The sequence below is a fragment of the Pseudarthrobacter sp. NPDC092202 genome, assembly GCF_044755505.1.
Taxonomy (GTDB): domain Bacteria; phylum Actinomycetota; class Actinomycetes; order Actinomycetales; family Micrococcaceae; genus Arthrobacter.
Genome location: NZ_JBIVRG010000023.1, coordinates 17,160 through 38,069 on the forward strand (window position 1 = coordinate 17,160; position 20,910 = coordinate 38,069).

Genomic DNA, 20,910 nt, shown 5'->3' on the forward strand with positions numbered 1-20,910 from the left:
TAGGTACCTCACGGTAGGTCTTGTGTTGCGGCCCCCGATAGGGCGATAGTCGGATCAAAGGTTAAGCAAACGCCCTCGGAGATCTTGTTCCGAATCGCCATGCGGACTAAAGAACGGGTCCGCTGGAAATGCCAGGACAACTGGGGATCCCGGCCTGTCGTCCTCATGGAGGCCAGGAATGCGTATAGGACTTGTTGCCGGACCCTGGATCCCCATCCCACCCGTGACCTACGGGGGGATTGAACGGGTGGTGGACAGTCTGGCCCGGGGTTTGGTGGCAGCAGGCCATGAAGTGCTGCTCGCAGCACCTTCTGAGAGCACGTGCCCTGTGCCGATCGTGCCGGGAATGCGGGCGGCAGCCCCCCATGAGATGGGTTCCACGACATCGGAACTCAGCCACGTGGTACGGGCCTACGAAGGCCTGGGGGACGTTGACATCATCCACGACCACACGATGGCCGGGCCCCTGTACATGCATTCACCCCGGGAAACGCCGTTGGTTACCACCATCCATGGCCCGCTGAACGCGAACGCCGTGGATATCTACCGGGCCATCGCCCGGCGGGCAGCCATTATTGCGATTTCGCGGGACCAGGCTTCGCATGCTCCCGACGTGCCCGTCACCAGGGTGATCCATCACGGCATGGATGTCTCGCCGGTGCCGGTGGGCAGCGGCACCGGCGGGTACCTGTGCTTCGTGGGCCGGTCCTGTCCGGACAAGGGGCTGCTGGAGGCCATCATGATTGCCCGGGAGGCTGGCCTGCCGCTGCGGATCGCAGTGAAGATGCGCGAACCCGACGAAGTCCGGTACTTCCGCGAGGTCATCGAGCCCTTGCTTGGGCCCAACGAGGATTTCGTGGGGGAAGTGGACGACGCCACAAAGTACCGGTTGATGGGCGGAGCGCTGGCCTTCCTGAACCCCATCCAGTGGTCCGAGCCGTTCGGCTTGGTGATGATCGAGGCGCTGGCCACCGGAACTCCGGTCATCGGGACAAGGATAGGGTCCGCGCCGGAAATAATCGAGCACGGACGCACGGGCTTCCTCGGGGAGACGGAGGACCTGGCCGGTTTCGTCGGGGCCGCCGCCGGGCTGAGCAGGGAAGCCTGCCGTAAGGCTGTCGTGGACCGCTTCAGCGTCGAGCGCATGGTGGACCAGCACATCCGCCTTTTTATGGAACTGATCGAAAGCAGACGGGCCGGAGGGGTTCCGCATACTGCGCACGTGCACCAGAATCTTTAAGGGCTGGCGGTCCCTCCCGTCCCCGGCAGGATCCCTGAAGGAAGGAGCCCTTTCATGACCGCGTGGAACGAAGATACCGAGGCAGGCGCTGCCGAGTCCGGTTCGGTGACGGTACTGGAGGGATCCTCGTTCTGCATTTCATCGGGGACCGGTGACATCAGTTCCGACGGCGGCACGAACGGCGCGTTCTTCCAGGACACCCGCATCATTTCCCACTGGGTGCTGCGGGTAAATGGCGCGCTGCGCGAGCCGCTCTCGGCCCAGCGGCCCAAACCCTTCGAAGCCACGTTTGTTGGCAGGGCGAAGTGGCCGGACGGACGGTTCGACAGCCCCCTGGTGGTCCGGCAGGTCCGCCACATAGGGCCGGGCCTGCAGGACGACATCACGCTGGAGAACTACTCGGCGGAACCGGTGGAATGCGAGATTGAACTCCTTGTCGCAGCCGACCAGGCCGACCTGTTCGACGTCAAGGGCGGGCGGATTCCCGCTACCCACGAGACCACCCGGTCTGTACGGGACGGCCAGCTCATCATCGAAAACGTCCGTGACGGGCAGCAGCGCGGGACGGCGGTCCGCGCCCGCGGGGCTGAGGTCGGCCTGGATGGGCTGCGCTTCCGGGCAACCATCCCGGCCCGCGGCAAATGGGCCACGAGCGTCATCGTGGTACCCCTGACCAACGGCCAGGCGCCCGCCGAAGCTTTCACCGAAACCGGGATTCCGCATCACCGGGAAGGCGTCCGCCGGCACCGCCACTGGGAACAGAACGTTCCGCTGATCACCGTTGCGGACGCCAACCTGCAGGCCACCTTGAACCGGAGCCAAAGCGACCTGGGATCGCTGCGGATCTTTGATCCCCATAATCCTGAACGGGCGGCCGTGGCGGCGGGTGCGCCCTGGTTCATGGCCCTGTTTGGACGGGACTCCATCCTGTCCTCCTATATGAGCCTCATGGTTGACCCGAAGCTGGCCGCCGGCACCCTGCAGACCCTGGCAGGCCTCCAGGGGACCAAAGTGGACCCTGACTCGGAGGAGGAGCCCGGCCGGATCCCGCACGAGGTGCGGCTGGGCGTGACCGCGGGCCTGGCGGTGGGCGGAACAGCCTACTACGGGACCGCGGACGCAACCCCGCTGTTCGCCGCCCTCGTGGGGGAGCTCAGCCGGTGGGGCCTGTCCAAGGACGTTGTCCAGCCGCTGCTGCCGCACGTGGACCGCGCACTGGAGTGGATCGACCAGTACGGGGACCGCGACGGCGACGGTTTCGTGGAGTACCTTCGGCCCAATACCCATGGCCTGGTCAACCAGGGATGGAAGGATTCCTGGGACGGCATCAACTTCGCGGACGGAACAATGGCCGAGGCGCCGATTGCCCTGTGCGAGGTGCAGGCCTACGTCTACTCGGCCTTCGTGGGCAGGTCCCTGCTGGCCCACTGGGACGGCGACCGGGAGCTGGAGAGCCACTGGGCCAAGCGCGCCGAGGACCTGAAAGCGGCGTTCAACGAGAAGTTCTGGCTCCCGGAGAAGGGCTACTTCGCCGTGGCGCTGGACAAGGACAAGCGGCCGGTGGACGCCTGTACCTCGAACATGGGGCACTGCCTGTGGATGGGCATCGTGGACGAGGACAAGGCACCGTCCGTCGTGGAGCACCTCATGTCACCGCAGATGTTCACCGGCTGGGGGATCCGCACCCTGGGCTCCGACATGGGTGCCTACAATCCCGTCAGTTACCACAACGGTTCCGTGTGGCCCCATGATTCTGCCCTGGTTGCCACCGGGCTGATGCGCTACGGGTTTGTGGAGGAGGCCCGGCTGCTGGCCACCGGCATCCTGGAAGCCGCCGAACACTTCGACGGCCGGCTGCCGGAGCTCTTCTGCGGCTTTGACCGGGGCGAGTTTGAGGGGCCGGTACCCTACCCCACGGCATGCTCGCCCCAGGCCTGGGCTGCGGCGGCGCCCATACAGCTGATCCGCGCCCTGCTCCGGTTCGACCCCGTGTACACCCGCGGAGTAGTCCACCTGGCGCCAATCCTGCCCGAGGATATGGGCGACTTCCAGGCCGCGAACGTGCTGCTGGACACCTCCCGGATCACCATCCGGGCCCACGGCACCGGCGGCAGCATCGACGGACTGCCGCCGGGCCTCAAAATGCTCGCCGAACCCCGGCCGCACCTGGCCTACCCGCCCCAGGCTTATCCGGCCTGAGGCATCCCGCAGGGGAGGACCGGGCAGGGAGGACCAGGCAGGGAGGACCAGTCAGGGAAGGGCCCGCTCCAGCACGAAATCGTGCTCTACCGTGCTGCCCAGGCTGAAGGACTTGGTTCCCACCTTGCGGAAGCCGGATTTCTCGTAGAACCGGATGGCCCGGGCATTCTGGCTGTTGACTCCCAGCCAGATACCGCGGCCGCCGGCCTCCGCCGCCGCGCGGAGGCTCGCCTGCATCAGCTCCGCAGCGGCCCCCAGACCATGGTGTTCCGGGTGCACGTAGCACTTGCTCAGCTCTACCGACGGCAGGATTCCGAGCGCGGAAACGACGTCGGGGTCATCAGCCGGCCGGTTCACCAGCAGGCTGTAGCCACGCAGCCCGCCGCCACCGTCGATCACAAGGATGGTGGTGTCCGGGTCGGCAAGGTATTCGCGGAAGTGCCGTTCGCTGAGCTTGTTCGCAAGGTGCGCCGCGATGTCAACGGGTGAGGCCGACGGCGGGCACGCCAAGGGAAAGGTGACGGCCGCCAGCTCAGCCAGCGCACCGGCGTCGTCCGCTGCTGCCTTGCGGATGGAAGAGGTCATGCAGGGATTTTACGTCCCCACCTTCCGAGTTTTTGTCCAGATATGCAGGCTTTAAGGCGTTCCAACCCTGCATATCTGGACAAAAACTCCTGGAGGTTACTGCTGGAAGGCGGCGTCGAAGGAAGTGTTCGACGGCGGGAAGTCGAACTTCTTGAGGGCGGCGAGGGCTTCCGGGGCGCCGTGCAGGCGGTCCATGCCGGCGTCTTCCCACTCCACCGAGATGGGGCCGTCGTAGCCGATCGCGGACAGCGCCCGGAAGGACGCCTCCCACGGGACGTCGCCACGGCCGGCGGACACGAAGTCCCAGCCGCGGCGCGGATCACCCCAGGGCAGGTGCGAGCCCATGACGGTGTTCCGGCCGGTCTGGCGGATCTTGGTGTCTTTGCAGTCCACGTGGTAGATCCGGTCCTTGAAGTCCCAGATGAAGGAGACGGGATCAATGCCCTGCCACATCATGTGGGACGGGTCCCAGTTCAGGCCGAACGCTTCGCGATGGCCGATCGCTTCGAGGGTGCGGACGGTGGTCCAGTAGTCGTACGCAATCTCACTTGGGTGGACCTCGTGGGCGAAGCGGACGCCGCATTCGTCGAAGACGTCCAGGATGGGGTTCCAGCGGTCGGCGAAGTCCTGGTAGCCGGCGTCGATGACCTTTTCCGGTACGGGCGGGAACATGGCCACGTACTGCCAGATGGAGGAGCCGGTGAAGCCGACCACTGTGTCCACGCCGAGTGCCTTGGCGAGCCGGGCGGTGTGTTTCATTTCCTCCGCGGCGCGGGTCCGGACGCCTTCGGGATCGCCGTCGCCCCAGACCTTTGGCCCGACGATGGCCTGGTGCCGGAAGTCGATGGGGTCATCGCAGACGGCCTGGCCCTTGAGGTGGTTGGAGATGGCCCAGACCTTGAGGTTGTACTTCTCCAGCAGGGCAAGCTTGGACTCGACGTAGCCGGGCTCGTCCCAGCGCCAGGCGTCCAGGTGGTCGCCGGAGACGGCGATCTCCAGGCCGTCGTAGCCCCAGCCGGAGGCGAGCCTGGCAACTTCCTCGAGCGGCAGGTCGGCCCACTGGCCGGTGAACAGGGTAAACGGGCGGGGCATGTCAGGCTCCTTGGGATTCGGCGGCCGGGTTGGCGGGGGCAAGCTGGATGAGGCTGCTCCTGGAAGCGGCGGACCGTTCCACGGCGTCCAGGATGCGCTGGACCTCCAGCCCGTCTTCGAACGACGGCGACGGCGCGGTTCCTGAACTGACCGCCAGCAGGAAGTCGCGGACCTCGTGCGTGAACGTGTGCTCCCAGCCGATGATGTGGCCCTGCGGCCACCACGCATCAAGGTAGGGGTGTTCGGGCTCGCTGACCAGGATCCGCCGGAACCCTTGCTCCCGGGCGGGGGCCGTGGCGTCCAGGAACTGGAGTTCGTTGAGGTTTTCGAGGTCGAAGCGGAGGGCTCCCTTGTCGCCGAAAACCTCGAGCTGCAGGGAGTTCTTCCGTCCGGTGGCCACCCGGGAGGCCTCCACGGAGGCGATGGCCCCGGAGGCGAGGGACAGCGTTGCCCAGGCGGCGTCGTCGACCGTTACATCCTCCAGCCCGCTTGCGGGACCACTTTCCGCCGGGCGCCGGTTGACGAAGGTGTGGGTCCGGCCCGAGACCTCCGTGACCTTGTCCCCGAGCAGGAACAGGACCTGGTCGATGGCGTGCGAGGCGATGTCGCCGAGGGCCCCGGAACCGGCGGTTTCCTTCTTCAGCCGCCAGGTCATGGGCGCCTGGTCATCCGCGAGCCAGTCCTGCAGGTAGGCGGCGCGGACGTGCCTGACCGTCCCGATCCTGCCCTCGGAAATGAGCTCCCTGGCCAGGGCGAGGGCCGGGACCCGGCGGTAGTTGAACCCCACCATCGACTGCACGCCCCGGGGCCTCGCGGCGCTGGCGGCAGCGGTCATGGCTTCAGCCTCGGCCAATGTGTTGGCCAACGGCTTTTCCAGCAGCACATGCTTGCCGGCAGCCAGGGCGGCGATGGCGATTTCCGCGTGCATCCAGCCGGGTGCGCAGACGTCGATGATGTGGATGTCGTCCCGGTCCAGGACGCTCCGCCAGTCCGTGGCGGTCTCTGCCCACCCGTACTTCGCGGCTGCCTCCGCAACTGCTGCGGAGTCCCGGCCCACCAGGACCTTCTGCTCGAACGCGGGGACATCGAAGTAGCTGGCCACGTTCCGCCACGCGTTGGAGTGCGCCTTGCCCATGAAGGCGTAGCCGATCATGGCCACGCCCAGCGATTTGGCGGTGCCTGCGTCCGGGCTCATGAAGTGCCCCCAAGCGTCAGGGTTTCCGGTGCCCAGTCTTCGGGGAGGGGTGCCGACGCCGGCGCGGAGCTTGCCACGTCCACGAACGTTCCTGAATCCATGGACTCCGAGATGGAGACCATCGCATCCAGCACGTGGTAGGCCAAGTCACCGGTGGCACGGTGCGGGACACCGGCGCGGAGCGAGCGCGCCATGTCCAGGACGCCCATGCCGCGGCCGTTCGCGGGCCCCGTGGCAGGGATGGTGGTCCAGTCCTCGTCGCCTGCCCGCCAGAGCTTGACGTCGCCGTCGAAGTTGTTGGGGTCCGGCAGGGAAAGGGTGGCCTCGGTCCCGGTGATCTCCACGAAGCCCATCCGGGTACGGGGGGACTCAAAGGAGAAGACGCTGTGGGAGGAGGCGCCGGATTCGAACTGGGCCATCGCCGAGACATGGGTGGGGACTTCCACCGTGAATTCCTCCCCGGCCTTGGGGCCGGAACCGATGACGCGGACGTCCTTGGCCTTGGACCCGACGGCGGCCACCTTGCGGATGGAGCCGAACGACTGGACCAGGGTTGTGAGGTAGTAGGGGCCCATGTCGAACAGCGGACCCGCCCCGTACTGGAACAGGAACGCGGGGTTGGGGTGCCAGGACTCCGGTCCGGGCGTCTGGAAGGTGGTCATGGCCGCCAGCGGGGTGCCGATGTCGCCGCGCTGGATCAGGCGCAGGGCGGTCTGCAGGCCGGCGCCGAGGAAGGTATCGGGGGCGCAGCCCAGACGGATGCCTGCGGAGTCGGCGACTTTGAGGAGCCCCAGGCCTGATTCGCGGTCAAGGGAGAACGGCTTTTCGGTCCAGACGTGCTTGCCGGCGTTGACCGCTGCGGTGGCCACCTCGACGTGGGCTGCCGGGATGGTCAGGTTGACGATGATTTCGACGTCGGGGTGGTGCAGTGCCTTGTCCACCCCGCCCCACTCGGCGATTCCGTATTCCTTGGCGCGGGCCTCGGCGGCGTCCTCGAAGAGGTCCGCGATCACGTGGACCTTGAGGTCGGGGAAGGTGGTGAGGTTGTCCAGGTACTGCTTGCTGATGTTGCCCGCGCCGATGACGCCGACGCCAACCGGGCCTTTAGCCATGGAAGGGGTGCTCATGCCTGGGCTCCTTCGGTGTTTGCGGCGGCATTGAGGAAAGCGAGGCTCTCGGCGATGCCCTCGAAGATGTCTCCGGCGTAGTCGTCAAACTCCACCACGCCCACCTCCAAGGAGGTGGCGGCGGCGATGACGTCCAAGACCGGGACGCGGCCCTTGCCCGCAGGCAACTGTGCCTTGGTGTCGGTGGTGAGGGGCCCGTCCTTAATGTGGATCAGCTTCACCCGGTCACCGAGCCTGGTGAGGATGTCCACGGGATCCTGCCCGCCGACAGACACCCAGTAGGTGTCCACTTCGAGGACCAGCTCCGGATCGAGCAGGCCGGCGAAATACTCCAGGGCAGTCCGGCCCTCGATGGTGGACTCCAGCTCCCATTGGTGGTTGTGGTAGCCGACGCGGATGCCGTATTCGGCGCCCTTCCTGGCGGCCTCATTCAACGCCGCGGCCGTCGCCTGGATGTCCTCCGCTGTTTGCCAGCGGTCGGCGGCGATGAACGGATCGATCACGGTGGTGATGCCCAGGTCCCTGGCCGCCGCAAAGATCTCGTCCTGGTCCTGGCTGAGCAGGGGTGCGTGGCCCGAGGGGGCGGTTAGCCCGTTCTCCTTGAGGGCTGCACCAAGTTCCTTTGCCGTGGCCACGAAATTGTAGGGCTCCACCTGGGTGAAGCCGATCTCGGCCACCCTGCGGATGGTGCCTTCCAGGTCCTCCTGGATAGCGTCACGCAGGGTGTAGAGCTGAATTGAATAGGACAAGTTGTCTCCCGGTTGCTTGGCCACGATGGCAAGTGCTGTGATGCAGGTCTACCTGCAAAGCTAGGAGTACTTTTGCCGAACGTCAAGCAAAAGTTGCTGCCGTGACATAAATAAGTAGATCTGCTATCCATGTCCTATGAACAAGACCACCGCCCGGCAGGCCCCCGCGGACTCCCTGGCGTTGCCGGGACGCGCCGGCGACATCTTCCAGCTGCTGCGGGACGGCAAGGCCCGCACCCGTGCCGAGCTGGCCGGAACCACGGGCCTGGCCAGGTCAACCGTGGCGGCGCGAATTGACGCTTTGATCGCCTCGGGACTGGTCGGTCCGGCGGGCGAGGCAACCTCCAGCGGCGGCAGGCCGCCGTCGCGCTTTGCCTTCAACCCGGCCGCACGGGTGGTGCTGGCGGTGGACATCGGAGCCACGCACGTGGCGCTGGCAGTCACGGACCTGGGCGGATCCGTGCTTGCTGAACGGCGGATGGACCAGCAGGTGGCGGACGGGCCGGAGAAGGTGCTGGGATTGGTGGTCCGCGAGGCAGCGAAACTGCTGGCGTCGGCATCCCGGGGAGTGCCCGACCTTGCAGGTGTGGGGATCGGGCTTCCGGGACCCGTGGAGCATGACACGGGGCGCCCGGTAACACCGCCCATCATGCCCGGCTGGGACGGGTTCGATGTGGTCCGGTTTGTCCAGCGCTCGCTGCCGGTCCCCGTGCTGGTGGACAACGACGTCAACATCATGGCGCTGGGTGAACGAACCGCCCATTGGCCGGACCACGACAACTTCATCTTCGTGAAAGTGGCCACCGGCATCGGCGCGGGCATCATCAGCAGCGGCGAGCTGCAACGTGGCGCCAACGGCACAGCCGGCGACCTGGGCCATGTCCGCGTCCCCCGCGGGGACGACGTCCTGTGCCGCTGCGGAAACCACGGCTGCCTCGAAGCCCTCGCCTCGGGACCCGCCATTGCCGCAGCCCTGCGAAATGAGGGGCTGGAGGCGGCGAAGGGGGCGGACGTGGTCAGCCTGGTGGCCCACGGCAGCCAGCAGGCAATCCAGGCCTTGCGCCAGGCGGGCCGGGACGTGGGCGATGTGCTGGCCACCGTGGTGAACCTCCTGAACCCGTCGGTCATCGTGATCGGAGGAAGCATCGGGGAATCGGGTGAGCACCTGGTGGCCGGCGTCCGGGAGGTGGTCTACCGGCGCTCGCTGCCCCTTGCCACGTCGCAGCTTCGCGTGGGGCTGTCCCATGCCGGGGACAAGGCTGCCATCCTCGGGGCCAGCCAGCTGGTGACCCGGCATGTCCTCTCCCCGGCGGTTATCGAGGCAACCCTTGCCGGGAACGTCATAGCCGGCTGAACACCGCTACGGCGTGATGGTCCGGACAGGCGCGCCGGCCAGCCAGGCGGTGACGTCCTCGAAGGCCCCGCCGTAGAACTGTCGGTAGCTTTCCCGCGTGACATAGCCAAGGTGCGGGGAGAGTACCGTATTGGGCGCGGTAAGGAGCGGGTGGCCCGCCTGCAGTGGTTCCTGGTCGAACACGTCCAGCGCCGCCCCGCGGATCCAGCCTTCGCTGAGGGCCTTCAGCAGGGCGTCCTGGTTGACCAGCGGGCCCCGGGCGGTGTTGACCAGGACGCCTTCGGGTCCCAGCAGCCGCAGTTCCTGCTCACCCACGATGTTTTCCGAGCGTGCCGAGAGCCGCAGGTGGAGTGTGGCGACGTCGGACTGGCGGAAAAGTTCGTCCTTGGACACCAGCCGCGCGCCAGCCTCCTTGGCTGCTTCAGCCGTGAGGTTCTGGCTCCACGCGAGCACGTCCATCCCGAAGGCCCGCCCGTAGGCCGCGATCCGCCGCCCAATCTTGCCAAGCCCCACCACTCCCAGGGTTTTTCCTGCCAGTTCGAAGCCCACCGAGGTCTGCCAGGTGCCGGCGCGCAGGGAGTTCTCCTCGGCCGTCAGGTTCCTGGCAATGGCCAGCAGGAGCGCCCACGTCAGCTCGGGGGCCGCCGTGGGTGAACCAGGGGTGCCGCACACGGTGATGCCCTGTTCGACGGCGGCAGCAACATCGATGGAAGCATTCGCCATGCCCGTGGTCACCAGCAGCTGGAGGCCGGGAAGTTTTTCCAGGACCTCGCGCGGAAAGGCCGTCCGTTCGCGCATGGCAACCACCATGGTGACATCCGCCAGCGCGGCCACCAGGGCCTCGGGCGAGGCAAAAGGTTCACGGTAGGTAACAACACGCACCCCCTCCGCTTCGAGGGCTGCCCAGTCGGCAAAACCATGGGCTACATCCTGGTAGTCGTCAAGGATGGCGAGGCGGTGCTGCATGGCGTTGTCCTTCGTCCCGGATCTCTCTGGCGTGAAGTTCATCGTAAGGCAGCGGGTCCCGCGGGGCCGCCTGAAACGGTTGAACCGCCGCGCGTGATAGCAATGGAAGTGATGAAACCGCCCCCACTCCGGTCCTCCGCCCCGTGACCGGCCGGACCTTCGCCCGGATTCCCGCCAGCTGGATCCTGCTGGCCTGCATCGGCCTGCTTGCCCTCAACCTGCGGGGTCCGTTTGTAGCCGTGGCCCCGGTGGTGGACCTGATGCAGGCCGAGCTCAACTTCACGCCGGTGCTGCTGGGGCTGCTGACCAGCATCCCGGTTCTCTGCTTCTCCCTTGCCGCGCCCCTGGCATCCCTGGCAGCCAGGAAGTTCGGCGCCGAGTTCGCAGTGACGCTGACCATCCTTGGAGTACTTGCCGGCGTCCTGGTACGTTCCGCGGGAGGGCCCGTCCTGGTGGTGGCCGGCACCATTGTGATCGGCCTGGCCATCACGGTGGGAAACATCGCGGTGCCCCTGATTATCCGCCGGGATTTTGCGCCGGCCCGGCAGGGAACCGCGATGGGCATCTACACGGCTGCCCTTAACATCGGTTCGTTCCTGACGTCGGTGGCCACAGCACCGCTGGCAACCGTGGCCGGCTGGAGGTTTGCGCTGGGATCCGTGGCGGTCCTGGCAGTGGCGGCGGTGGTGGTCTGGATCCTGGCGGTGGGTCCGCGGAGCGCGTTCCTGGTCTCGCCCGAAAGCACGGCGGACAGCAGCTTGGCGCCGGTCCGGGGTTCGCGCTGGATTACTGCAGGGCTGACCGCCGGGTTCGCCGGGCAGGCGTTTTCCTATTACGGGGTAACGGCGTGGCTGCCCAGCTACCTCAACGACGAGCTGGGAATGTCCGCGTCCGAGGCCGGCGCGGCTTCCTCCATCTTCCAGATCCTCGCCATCGTGGGCGGCCTCGGGGTGCCGTTTGCCGCCAAATACATGAGCATGGCGTCCCTGGCGGTCACCGTGGGCGTGCTGTGGATTACCGTGCCCGCCGGGTTGCTGCTGGCTCCCGGGGCCTGGTGGCTGTGGTCCATTGCCGGCGGCATCGCCCAGGGCGGCGGCATTACCGTCATCTTCATCGCCATCATCCGGCTGGCAAGGGACCAGGCATCGGCAGGACGCATGTCCGCCGTGGTGCAGGGCGCGGGCTACGCAATCGGAGCTGCCGCCCCACCGCTGGTGGGCTTCATCCACGACGTCTCGGGCTCCTGGACCCCCGCACTGCTGGTGATCCTGGCGTCCGTGCTGACGTTCTTTGCCAGCACTGCCCTTTCCGTGCGGCAGGTGCCGAAGGGGCGCTGAGCCAGGCGCCGCCGTCGTACGTCCCTCCCCCCGGACACGCGAAATGGCACTTGGCGGCAGTAGTTTTCTAAAACACTGCCAGCAAATGCCATCTCGCGGGGAGGGTGCTCCGCCGCCGGGCCGGCCCTCCGGATTTCGGAGGTGCCTGTTGCGAAAGGGCGTGCCGGCCCGGCGAACGGAATTCTGGTTATGCGGCGGCGAGTTCCTCGACCGTGGCCTTCTCGCGGGCTTCGGTCAGGTACCGCGCATAGGCGGGGAGGGTGAGGAAGGACGGGAAGTCCTGGGCCATGGTGACCTCCTCGAAGATGTCGCGGGCGTCTTCGAAGCGGTCGCCGTCGAAGCGTTCCAGCCGCGCGAATTCCTCGTCCAGGAGTTCCTCGATCCAGTGGTGGGTGACGATTTCGCCGCGGTCCGTGATGGCGCTGGCAAACATCCACTGCCAGAGCTGGGAGCGTGAGATTTCGGCGGTGGCGGCGTCTTCCATGAGGTTGTGGATGGCTACGGCGCCGTTGCCGCGGAGCCAGGATTCGATGTAGCGGATCCCGACTTCGATATTGTTCCTGATGCCCTGTTCGGTGATGGTTCCGGTGGTGGCGGCCACATTGATGAGGGCGCGGTCGTCCGGGGTGACGTCCTCGCGGGTGCGGTCCAGCTGGTTGGGCTTCTCGCCCAGGATGCCATCGAACACTGCACGGCAGACGGGCACGAGGTCCGGGTGGGCCACCCAGGAGCCGTCGAAGCCGTCGTTGGCTTCGCGGGTCTTGTCTGCGCGGACCTTCTCGAACGCGTTGGCGTTCGCTTCGGGGTCCTTGCGGTTGGGGACAGCCGCGGCCATGCCGCCGATGGCCATGGCGCCGCGTTTGTGGCAGGCCCGGACGAGCTGTTCGGTGTAGGCGCGCATGAAGGGCTGGGTCATGGTGACCTGGCCGCGGTCCGGGAGGACGAAGCGGGGGCCGCGGGTGCGGAAGTTCTTGATCAGGGAGAAGATGTAGTCCCAGCGGCCGGCGTTCAGGCCCGCGGCGTGGTCACGCAGTTCATAGAGGATTTCCTCCATCTCGAAGGCTGCGGTGATGGTTTCGATCAGCACCGTGGCGCGGATGGTGCCCTGCGGGATGCCGAGCAGGTCCTGGGCGAGGATGAAGATATCGTTCCAGAGCCGGGCTTCGAGGTGGTTTTCGATCTTGGGCAGGTAGAAGTACGGGCCCTTGCCCTGGGCGAGGAGGCGGCGGGCGTTGTGGAAGAAGAACAGGCCGAAGTCCACGATCCCGCCGGCAATGGGCTGGCCGTCGATGAGCATGTGCTTTTCGGGCAGGTGCCAGCCGCGGGGGCGGACCACGATGGTGGGCAGTTCGCCCGAGGGACGGAGTTTGTATTCCTTGCCTTCTTCGGTGGTGAAGTCGATCCGGCGCTCCAGGGCGTCGGTGAGGTTCAGCTGGCCCTTGATCACGTTCCGCCAGGTGGGGGTGGAGGAGTCCTCCATGTCCGCGAGCCACACCTTGGCCCCGGAGTTCAGGGCGTTGATGGTCATCTTCTTGTCCACCGGCCCGGTGATTTCCACGCGGCGGTCCTCCAGCCCCGGGGCCGGGGGAGCGACACGCCAGGAGGGATCGTTGCGGATGTGTTCCGTTTCGCGGAGGAACCGGGGATCCTGTCCGGCAGCGATCTCAGCCCGCCGCGTCCGGCGTGCCTGCAGCAGCTCCTGCCGCCGCGCCGCCGTCGTCCGGTGCAGCTTTGCTATGAAAGCCAGGGCATCCGGGGTGAGTACCTCATCCTGCCGGCAAATCGGCTGCGCAGTCATGGTGATGCCATTGATGGTGAAGCTGTCAGTGAAGCTGTTCATTTCTGTCTCCTTAAAGACGAAAAGGGAAGTTCGACGGCGGCACTTGCCTGAGTGGGTGGGGCCGGGAAGGGACATCCTCCGCGTGCTATTCCCCATCCCCGTCGTAGGACCTCGCATAGCTCGGTCGACGGCGGGGACAGGGCCCCTTTTACGCACGCTTCCGGATGTCCCTTCCCGGCCCGGTGGCGGTCACACTGAGGTGAGTGCCGCCGTCGTGCCCTTCGGTGAGTCAAGCGAACAATTCACCTTGGGCGGGAAGGTTTTAGTGGAACTGGCCCTCTTCGGTCGATCCGACCAGTGCGAGGGTGGATGCGTTCGGGTTGAGCGCAGTGGCGATGTCGTCGAAGTAGCCGGTGCCGACTTCGCGCTGGTGCTTGGTTGCGGTGTAGCCGCGGGACTCGGAGGCGAATTCCTTTTCCTGGAGCTCGACGTAGGCGCTCATGCCTTCCCGGGCGTAGCCGTGGGCGAGATCGAACATCGAGTAGTTCAGGGCGTGGAAGCCGGCAAGGGTGATGAACTGGAACGTGAAGCCCATGGCGCCAAGTTCACGCTGGAACTTTGCGATGGTGGCGTCGTCCAAGTGCTTGCGCCAGTTGAACGACGGCGAGCAGTTGTAGGAGAGCATCTGGTCCGGGAACTCGGCCTTGACGGCTTCGGCGAACTTGCGGGCCAGCTCGAGGTCCGGGGTGCCCGTTTCCATCCAGATGAGGTCCGAGTAGGGGGCGTAGGCCTTGGCGCGGGCAATGCAGGGTTCGATGCCGTTGCGGACCTTGTAGAAGCCTTCGGCGGTGCGCTCGCCGGTGATGAATTCCTGGTCCCGCTCGTCGACGTCGGAGGTGATCAGCGTGGCTGCCTCGGCGTCGGTGCGGGCGATGACCACGGACGGGGTACCGGCGACGTCGGCCGCGAGGCGTGCCGCGTTCAGTGTGCGGACGTGCTGCTGGGTGGGGATGAGCACCTTGCCGCCAAGGTGGCCGCACTTCTTCTCGGATGCGAGCTGGTCCTCCCAGTGAACGCCTGAGGCGCCGGCCTGGATCATGGACTTCATGAGCTCGTAGGCGTTCAGCGGACCGCCGAAGCCTGCCTCGGCGTCGGCAACAATCGGGACCATCCAGTCCTCAACGGTCTGGACGCCTTCGGAGAACTCGATCTGGTCGGCGCGGAGCAGGGCGTTGTTGATGCGGCGGACCACCGTGGGAACGGAGTTGGCCGGGTAGAGGGACTGGTCCGGGTAGGTGTGGCCGGAGTTGTTGGCATCCGCGGCGACCTGCCAGCCGGAAAGGTAGATGGCGCGGAGTCCGGCTTTGACCTGCTGCACGGCCTGGTTGCCGGTCAGGGCGCCAAGGGCATTGGTGTAGCCGCCAGTCTTGTGCTCTTCGGTCAGCTGCTTCCACAGCTTCTCGGAGCCGCGGCGGGCCAGGGTGTGCTCTTCGGAGACGCGGCCGCGGAGGCGGACGACGTCGGAAGCCTTGTAGTCCCGGGTCACACCTTCCCAGCGGGGGTTGGCGGCCCACTCGAGCTCCAGGGCGGCGGCCTGCTCTGCGGGCGTCTGCTGGGTGGGCTCAAATGCTGCAGTCATCGTTGATCTCCTTGATTGAGCTCCGGAATCGGTAGGCGGGAACTGCGCCTTTGCAGTTCCCGCCGGCTTCCCGGTGCGGTGTTTCTTTCCGTGATCACTACTTTTCAGCACTTTCAACCACCTTTCTAGAGAAAATCTCTGGAAAGAATTGCACTTCTTCACGTATTCTTCAGAAATGGCGCCTGGAAGCTGGAACAGAGAAGTCTCGCCGCAAGCACCCTCCGCCGCGTCCGCTGGCCTGGACGTCATCAGCTTGGGCCGGCGGGTCAGGCATCTGCGCAAGCAGGCTGGACTGACCCTCGATGACCTCAGCGCCGCCGTCGGTACGGCGCCCAGCCAGCTGAGCCTGATCGAGAACGGAAAGCGGGAACCCAAGCTGGGGCTGCTCCAGCACCTGGCCTCCGCGCTCAACGTCAGCATCGACCAGCTTCTTGGTGCGGAGCCGCCCAGCCGCCGCGCCGCCCTTGAAATTGAGTTGGAACGCTACCAGCGCAGCCCGCTGTACGAGACGTTGAACCTGCCGAAAATCCGCATCAGTTCGCGGCTTCCGCTGGATGTGCTGGAGGCCCAGGTGGGCCTGCTGCATGAGCTGGAACGCAAGATGAACGAGCAGGTGGCCACCCCTGAGGAAGCCCGCCGGGCGAATGGCGAGCTGCGGGCCATGATGCGCGAGCGCGGCAACTATTTTCCGGAATACGAGGCCGAGGCGCAGAAGGTCCTCAAGGCCGTGGGCTACACCACCGGTCCGCTCAGCCAGCACGTCATCGCGGACATTGCCGAGAACCTTGGATTTACGCTCCACCATGTGGGTGACCTGCCGCATTCAACGCGGTCAGTGACGGACTTGAAGAACCGCAGAATTTATCTGACGCAGAGCCAGCGCCAGGACCATGACCCCCGATCGGTGCTGCTGCAGGCGCTGGGCCACTACGTCCTGGGGCATGAAACCCCGAAGAATTACGGCGACTTCCTGGCCCAGCGCGTTGCAACGAACTATTTCGCGGCCGCGCTCCTGCTCCCCGAGCAGGCCACCATGGAATTCCTGCACAAGGCCAAGGCGGCCAAGGAGATCGCGGTGGAAGACATCCGCGATGCTTTTGCCGTGTCCTACGAAACGGCCGCCCACCGGTTTACAAACCTCGCCACCCAGCACCTGGGCATCACCACGCACTTCCAGAAGACCCACCAGAGCGGGATCATCTACAAGGCCTACGAGAACGACGGCGTGGCGTTCCCCCAGGACCACACCGGCGCCATCGAGGGCCAGCCGTCATGCAAGGCGTGGACGTCCCGGGCAGTGTTCGACGTCCCGGACAAATTCAGTGCCTACAGCCAGTACACCGACACGCCCTCGGGGACTTACTGGTGCACCGCCCGCACCGAACGCTCCGCCACCGGGGAGTTTTCGCTGAGCATAGGGGTCCCGTACCAGCACGTGAAATGGTTCCGGGGGCGGGAGACGACGGCAAGGGCCAAGTCCACCTGCCCGGATCCAAACTGCTGCAAACGACCGCCGGCCGAACTTGCGTCGCACTGGGCCGGCAATGCGTGGCCTTCCGCGCGTGCCCATTCGCACCTGCTGGCCGCAATGCCGCCCGGGGCCTTCCCCGGTGTGGACGAGACCGAGGTGTACAGCTTCCTTCAGGCGCACTCGGGAAGCTAGCCAGCGGGGGCAGCCGTGACGACGTTAGCCGTCTCCGCGCCGCCGGGTGCCGAGCGCATGTCCAGGCAGATGATGTCCGTCAGGATGCCGTTTACTGCCCGGTACGATTCCGGATTGCCGGACCACCGGCCGGAATCGTGGAGAAAGCGCAGGAACGTCGTCAGCGAATAGGTGGCCACGATGCCTTCATAGACGGTATGGATGATGAGGGACGCCAATCTTGCTGCGACCTCGGCCGGGTCGAGGGCAGTGATGGAACGCTTTTCACCAAACTCAGGGTAGAAGCGGAAGAAGAGCTTCAGGCTCGCCAGCACCTCTTCCACGTCTGTGCTGAAGGGGCGCTGGACGTACCAGCAGATGAAGGCCGGGGCCAGGGTTTCCAACTCCCGGACGTTGCCCGATGAAGGGGTGGCCACTTGCGGTGCGGAGGCTTTGAAAGGGTCTCCTGGTTGGTTCCGTACATGGTTCGTTCGTCCCGCCCGTCGGCGCTGGTTCCTGCCCACAGTGATCCTCGCTTCCTTCCGGCTCTCCTGGTCCTCCAAACAGTAGGGAGGAAACTCTCAGCCCTGCGACAGCCTGAAGCGCGTATGTGGATAAGAAGCCGAAACCTGACCTAATGCCTGCCCGCTTGTGTTGGGCTTTCCCGCAACGCGCGCTCACTTTCCAGACGAAAGTGATGGGGCGTTGGCGGATACGCGGCGGGAAGTGATGGGGCTTGGGTCAGCCCTGCAGCGCCCGGTACGCGTCCGCTGCCGCCGGGTGCAGGGGGACTCCGACGGTATTGATGAGGCTTTCTGCGCCGAGGAACTGCACGCCCAAGCTGGACTGGGGGATCAGCTCGGCGGCGGAGTGCACCAGCAGCTGCACCCGTCCGCTCCACGGTGGCGTTGTCCAGGTCCCTGCGGCACAGGAGCAGGTTGGGCGCACCCACCGTCCACACGGCCGGCACCCCCGGGTAGCTTCCCTCGGGGATAAGGACGCGGTCGTAGATGCCGCCGTACCGCCGCCGCAGTTCCGGCAGCAGGCCGGACAGGTCCAGGAAGGCCAGCGCGACGTCCTGTTGGGCTGCGGCGATGGCTGCGGTGGGGAATCAGCCGGACCAGAACGGGGCATCCACCTTTTCCGTTTTGAGGGCGGCAATCCCATCGTTCAGGCCAGGGTTTTCGACGACGGCCGTTCCACCCGGAGGCGCAGCGCCACATGCTGAGGTAGCCCGCGCTAAGTGATAGAGCGTCCAGGCGGTGCGGCGTCCCGCGCGCGGGAGACCAAATCGAGCGCAAAGCGTGATCCTGCCGGCATGGTCCTCCGCCGTCGTCGCTGTTTCACTGGGAGGAGGCGGATTCCCGCCCGCGGCATGCCGGGGAGGCAATAGAGATGTTTCGTTTCAGCGGATGATCGCGTGGGGTGCCTTGATGGGACTGGCAGGGTGTGCGGCGCCAGGCCCGTCCCCGGCCCCGGAGCTCCTCACGGCCGACGGCGTCTAGCGGGTCTATGTGGACCGGGAGGAGTACGCCGCTGAACTGCGCTCCTTCCGGGCTTCCGCGCTTTTCCTCGGCGAAGCATTGCTGGCCGACGGCGGCGACGGCGCAAACGGGAACGTGGTGTCCTCGCCCGGGAGCCTCCTAATTGCCCTCGCCATGCTCCGTGCAGGTGCCACCGGTAAAACCGCTGCCGAGATGGACAGCATCCTGCAATTTCCTCCCGAGACGCGCGATGAGGCCATGAACGCGGTCCTCCGCTCGCTCGAAAGGTTCGACGGTGACCCCGGTGCGGTGGATGAGGAGAACCCGCCGCAGAAGCCGGTCATGCACTCGGCCAACGGCCTGTTTGTAGATACAGACGTGCCTACCGGACAGCCCTTCCTGAATACCCTGGCCCGGCATTATGGGACCGGCGTTTATCCCGTGGATTTCAGTGATGAGGGTGCAACGAAGCCCGCCATTGATGCCTGGGTGAACAGGAGCACCGGCGGCAGGATCAAGGAAGCCCCGGCGGAGTACGACCCCAACAACACTTTCAGCCTGCTCAACTCGTTGTACTTCGCCTCTGCCTGGAGCGCACCGTTCGATCCGAACGCCACCTCTGACCTGCCCTTCACAACAGCGGTGGGCGAGGAAATCAACGTGCCCGCCATGCACAACGAACTGAGGATGAAATATGCGGAAGGCGCCGGCTGGCAGGGTGTGGATCTTCCCTATGCCGACGGTTTCGTCATGCGGCTGGTCCTGCCCGAAGAGGAGTCCGCTCCCGCTGGCAGTCCCGTCTCTGCGGCCTTCGACGTGACGAAACTTACCGAATTCGCGGACACGTTTGATACCGCCCGGCCCGCGTCAGTCCAAATCCAGCTGCCGCGCTGGGACCACAAGTCCAGTTTTGACCTCCGCAAGGTCTTCGAGGCGCTGGGACTAGAGAACATGCTCGGCACCACGGATGACTTCAACAACATCCAGCCGCAGATGATGATCACACAGGCCGCCCAGGCGGCCAACATCACTGTGGCCGAAAAGGGTACCATCGCCGCCGCGGTGACCCAGATCAACGGCGAGGCCACCAGCGCTCCGCCGGAGCCCGAGCGGACCATCGCGTTCGACAGGCCGTTCCACTACCAGATCGTCCACGTTGAAACTGGGCTGCCGCTGTTCATGGGAACTGTAACCGACCCCAGGTGAATGAACGTCTAGGGCCGGCCGGCGTTGTCCCCGGCCGTCAGACGCTCCATCAGCTAATGCACGAAATGACGGAACCCTCTTGCATTCAGTGCAGGAGGGTTCCGGAAAAACGCACATTAGCTGAGAGAGCGTCCGGGGCTGGTGGCGGGTTAGCGGGCGCCGCCCTGCCACAGCGCATCAAACGGAGCGCCGGACGCGACGCGGTTGCGGATCCCCGCGATGACAAAGTCCTTGGCTGTGCGTGCTGCGTCGAGCGGCGATGCCCCCTTGGCGAGTTCGGCAGTCACTGCGGCAGCCAGCGAGCAACCGGCGCCGGAGACAGCCACCTCGCCCACCTTGGGCGCGCTCAGGACTTCCAGGGTTTCGCCGTCGTAGAACACGTCGACGGCGTCCGGGCCCTCAAGCCGCACCCCGCCCTTGGCGAGCACGGCCGCGCCGCTGATTTCGTGGATGCGGACGGCGGCGGCCTTAAGCGACTCGACATCGGTGATTTCCAGACCGGAGAGCGACTCGGCTTCGAAGTGGTTGGGCGTGACAAAGGTGGCCAGCGGCAGGATCTGGGCCTTGAGGGCCTGGTCCGTATCCAGCGCATGCCCGGGCTCCTGGCCCTTGCAAATCAGCACCGGATCCAGGACCACATTGCTAAAAATGTTGGCTTCCAGCGCATCAGCTACCGTGCTGATCGTGGCGGGGCTGCCCAGCATCCCGATCTTGACGGTGTCCAATACCGGCCGGCCGGGTACGGACTTCCCGTCCGGGGCCGGACCGTAGGCCGCCGTGGTCGCCTCCAGCTGGTCCGCGATGACCTGCTGGTCTACCGGGACAAAGCGGTGGTTCCACTGGTCGTTCGGGTTGAACGAGACGATGCAGGTCAGGTTGGCGATGCCAAACACGCCGAGCTCCTGGAACGTTTTCAAGTCGGCCTGGGCGCCGGCGCCGCCAGTGGCCTCGGACCCTGCAATGGTCAGGACAACTGCCGGAGCAGCAGCGGACTGTGGTGCGTCAACGGAAACGGAAGTCATGGCACCATCCTGCCATCCGGCGTCGTCCGCCCGCTTTGTGGGGCTGTACAGCATCCGGATGTGCTGCTGGTCAGGGTTCCAAGACCGCCGCAGCTGGCGGCGGCCCAGCGTCGTGGCCATGCTCCGCTTCATCGGGCACCTTGACGATTAGGACCACGGCCGAGCGGCCCAGTGCGGCGCAAAATCCGGCCCATAGCACTAAGCCTCGATCCACCGATGAGCCTTCGGCTGGCCGTCCTGGCGTGACCGGTGCGAGATGATGCGCCGCGGGCAGGGGTGTGTTCCGGGCGTCG

General features: G+C 65.9%; 16 protein-coding genes and 1 pseudogene. 6 read left to right on the forward strand and 11 right to left on the reverse strand.

Translation table 11 applies throughout. From position 1 onward, the window contains the following. The first annotated feature begins 178 nt into the window (after positions 1–178). Positions 179–1,240 (forward strand): glycosyltransferase family 4 protein, encoded by a 1,062-nt coding sequence (locus ACIQF4_RS20355; RefSeq protein WP_400517633.1) that lies wholly within the window; start codon positions 179–181, stop codon positions 1,238–1,240. A 54-nt stretch (positions 1,241–1,294) separates the two neighbouring features. After that, positions 1,295–3,439 (forward strand): glycogen debranching N-terminal domain-containing protein, encoded by a 2,145-nt coding sequence (locus ACIQF4_RS20360; protein WP_400517632.1) that lies wholly within the window; start codon positions 1,295–1,297, stop codon positions 3,437–3,439. A 51-nt stretch (positions 3,440–3,490) separates the two neighbouring features. On the opposite strand, the gene ACIQF4_RS20365 is transcribed toward ACIQF4_RS20360, so the two are convergent. The 5 genes from ACIQF4_RS20365 to ACIQF4_RS20385 all read right to left on the reverse strand — a co-directional run bounded on the left by ACIQF4_RS20365 (position 3,491) and on the right by ACIQF4_RS20385 (position 8,187). Then, a complete protein-coding gene (locus ACIQF4_RS20365; protein ID WP_350000785.1) occupies positions 3,491–4,024 on the reverse strand; it encodes a GNAT family N-acetyltransferase in 534 nt (177 codons plus the stop codon). A gap of 96 nt (positions 4,025–4,120) precedes the next feature. Continuing rightward, positions 4,121–5,116, reverse strand: a complete 996-nt coding sequence (locus ACIQF4_RS20370; RefSeq protein ID WP_350000784.1) for a sugar phosphate isomerase/epimerase family protein — start codon at positions 5,114–5,116, stop codon at positions 4,121–4,123. A gap of 1 nt (position 5,117) precedes the next feature. Continuing rightward, entirely contained in the window at positions 5,118–6,311 is a 1,194-nt protein-coding gene (locus ACIQF4_RS20375; RefSeq protein WP_350000783.1) for a Gfo/Idh/MocA family oxidoreductase, read from the reverse strand. After that, entirely contained in the window at positions 6,308–7,438 is a 1,131-nt protein-coding gene (locus ACIQF4_RS20380; protein ID WP_350000782.1) for a Gfo/Idh/MocA family oxidoreductase, read from the reverse strand. Before ACIQF4_RS20380 ends, ACIQF4_RS20375 begins: the two co-directional genes overlap by 4 nt. Further along, on the reverse strand, positions 7,435–8,187 hold the full coding sequence (locus ACIQF4_RS20385) for a sugar phosphate isomerase/epimerase (protein WP_350000780.1): 753 nt from the start codon (positions 8,185–8,187) through the stop codon (positions 7,435–7,437). The genes ACIQF4_RS20380 and ACIQF4_RS20385 overlap by 4 nt, the downstream gene beginning before the upstream one ends. A gap of 136 nt (positions 8,188–8,323) precedes the next feature. Between ACIQF4_RS20385 and ACIQF4_RS20390 the strand changes: the two genes are divergently transcribed. After that, a complete protein-coding gene (locus ACIQF4_RS20390; protein ID WP_400517630.1) occupies positions 8,324–9,541 on the forward strand; it encodes an ROK family protein in 1,218 nt (405 codons plus the stop codon). Positions 9,542–9,547: 6 nt separating this feature from the next. On the opposite strand, the gene ACIQF4_RS20395 is transcribed toward ACIQF4_RS20390, so the two are convergent. Continuing rightward, positions 9,548–10,507: a D-2-hydroxyacid dehydrogenase family protein gene (locus ACIQF4_RS20395; RefSeq protein WP_400517629.1), complete on the reverse strand. Its 960-nt coding sequence runs from the start codon at positions 10,505–10,507 to the stop codon at positions 9,548–9,550. A 143-nt stretch (positions 10,508–10,650) separates the two neighbouring features. Between ACIQF4_RS20395 and ACIQF4_RS20400 the strand changes: the two genes are divergently transcribed. Continuing rightward, complete coding sequence (locus ACIQF4_RS20400) at positions 10,651–11,844, forward strand: CynX/NimT family MFS transporter (protein WP_400517628.1); 1,194 nt, start codon at positions 10,651–10,653, stop codon at positions 11,842–11,844. A 187-nt stretch (positions 11,845–12,031) separates the two neighbouring features. Here ACIQF4_RS20400 and aceB read toward each other — a convergent pair whose 3' ends face one another. Continuing rightward, the gene (gene aceB, locus ACIQF4_RS20405) at positions 12,032–13,684 is read right to left on the reverse strand and encodes a malate synthase A (RefSeq protein WP_400517626.1); all 1,653 of its coding nucleotides are present in this window, start codon (positions 13,682–13,684) and stop codon (positions 12,032–12,034) included. A 262-nt stretch (positions 13,685–13,946) separates the two neighbouring features. Continuing rightward, positions 13,947–15,263 carry an isocitrate lyase gene (aceA, locus tag ACIQF4_RS20410; RefSeq protein WP_350000772.1) on the reverse strand — a complete coding sequence of 439 codons (1,317 nt, stop codon included), beginning with the start codon at positions 15,261–15,263 and terminating at the stop codon, positions 13,947–13,949. A gap of 148 nt (positions 15,264–15,411) precedes the next feature. Between aceA and ACIQF4_RS20415 the strand changes: the two genes are divergently transcribed. After that, on the forward strand, positions 15,412–16,926 hold the full coding sequence (locus tag ACIQF4_RS20415) for a helix-turn-helix domain-containing protein (protein WP_400517625.1): 1,515 nt from the start codon (positions 15,412–15,414) through the stop codon (positions 16,924–16,926). Here ACIQF4_RS20415 and ACIQF4_RS20420 read toward each other — a convergent pair. Further along, a complete protein-coding gene (locus ACIQF4_RS20420) occupies positions 16,923–17,342 on the reverse strand; it encodes a hypothetical protein (protein WP_350000768.1) in 420 nt (139 codons plus the stop codon). The two genes, ACIQF4_RS20415 and ACIQF4_RS20420, sit on opposite strands and share 4 nt — an antisense overlap. 304 nt (positions 17,343–17,646) lie before the next feature. Beyond that, a complete protein-coding gene (locus ACIQF4_RS20425; protein ID WP_374152892.1) occupies positions 17,647–17,793 on the reverse strand; it encodes a hypothetical protein in 147 nt (48 codons plus the stop codon). A 545-nt stretch (positions 17,794–18,338) separates the two neighbouring features. Here ACIQF4_RS20425 and ACIQF4_RS20430 point away from each other — a divergent pair. Further along, positions 18,339–19,595, forward strand: a pseudogene (locus ACIQF4_RS20430) (serpin family protein). A 149-nt stretch (positions 19,596–19,744) separates the two neighbouring features. On the opposite strand, the gene ACIQF4_RS20435 reads toward ACIQF4_RS20430, so the two are convergent. Beyond that, the gene (locus ACIQF4_RS20435; protein WP_350001572.1) at positions 19,745–20,617 is read right to left on the reverse strand and encodes a hydroxymethylpyrimidine/phosphomethylpyrimidine kinase; all 873 of its coding nucleotides are present in this window, start codon (positions 20,615–20,617) and stop codon (positions 19,745–19,747) included. Positions 20,618–20,910: the final 293 nt, after the last annotated feature.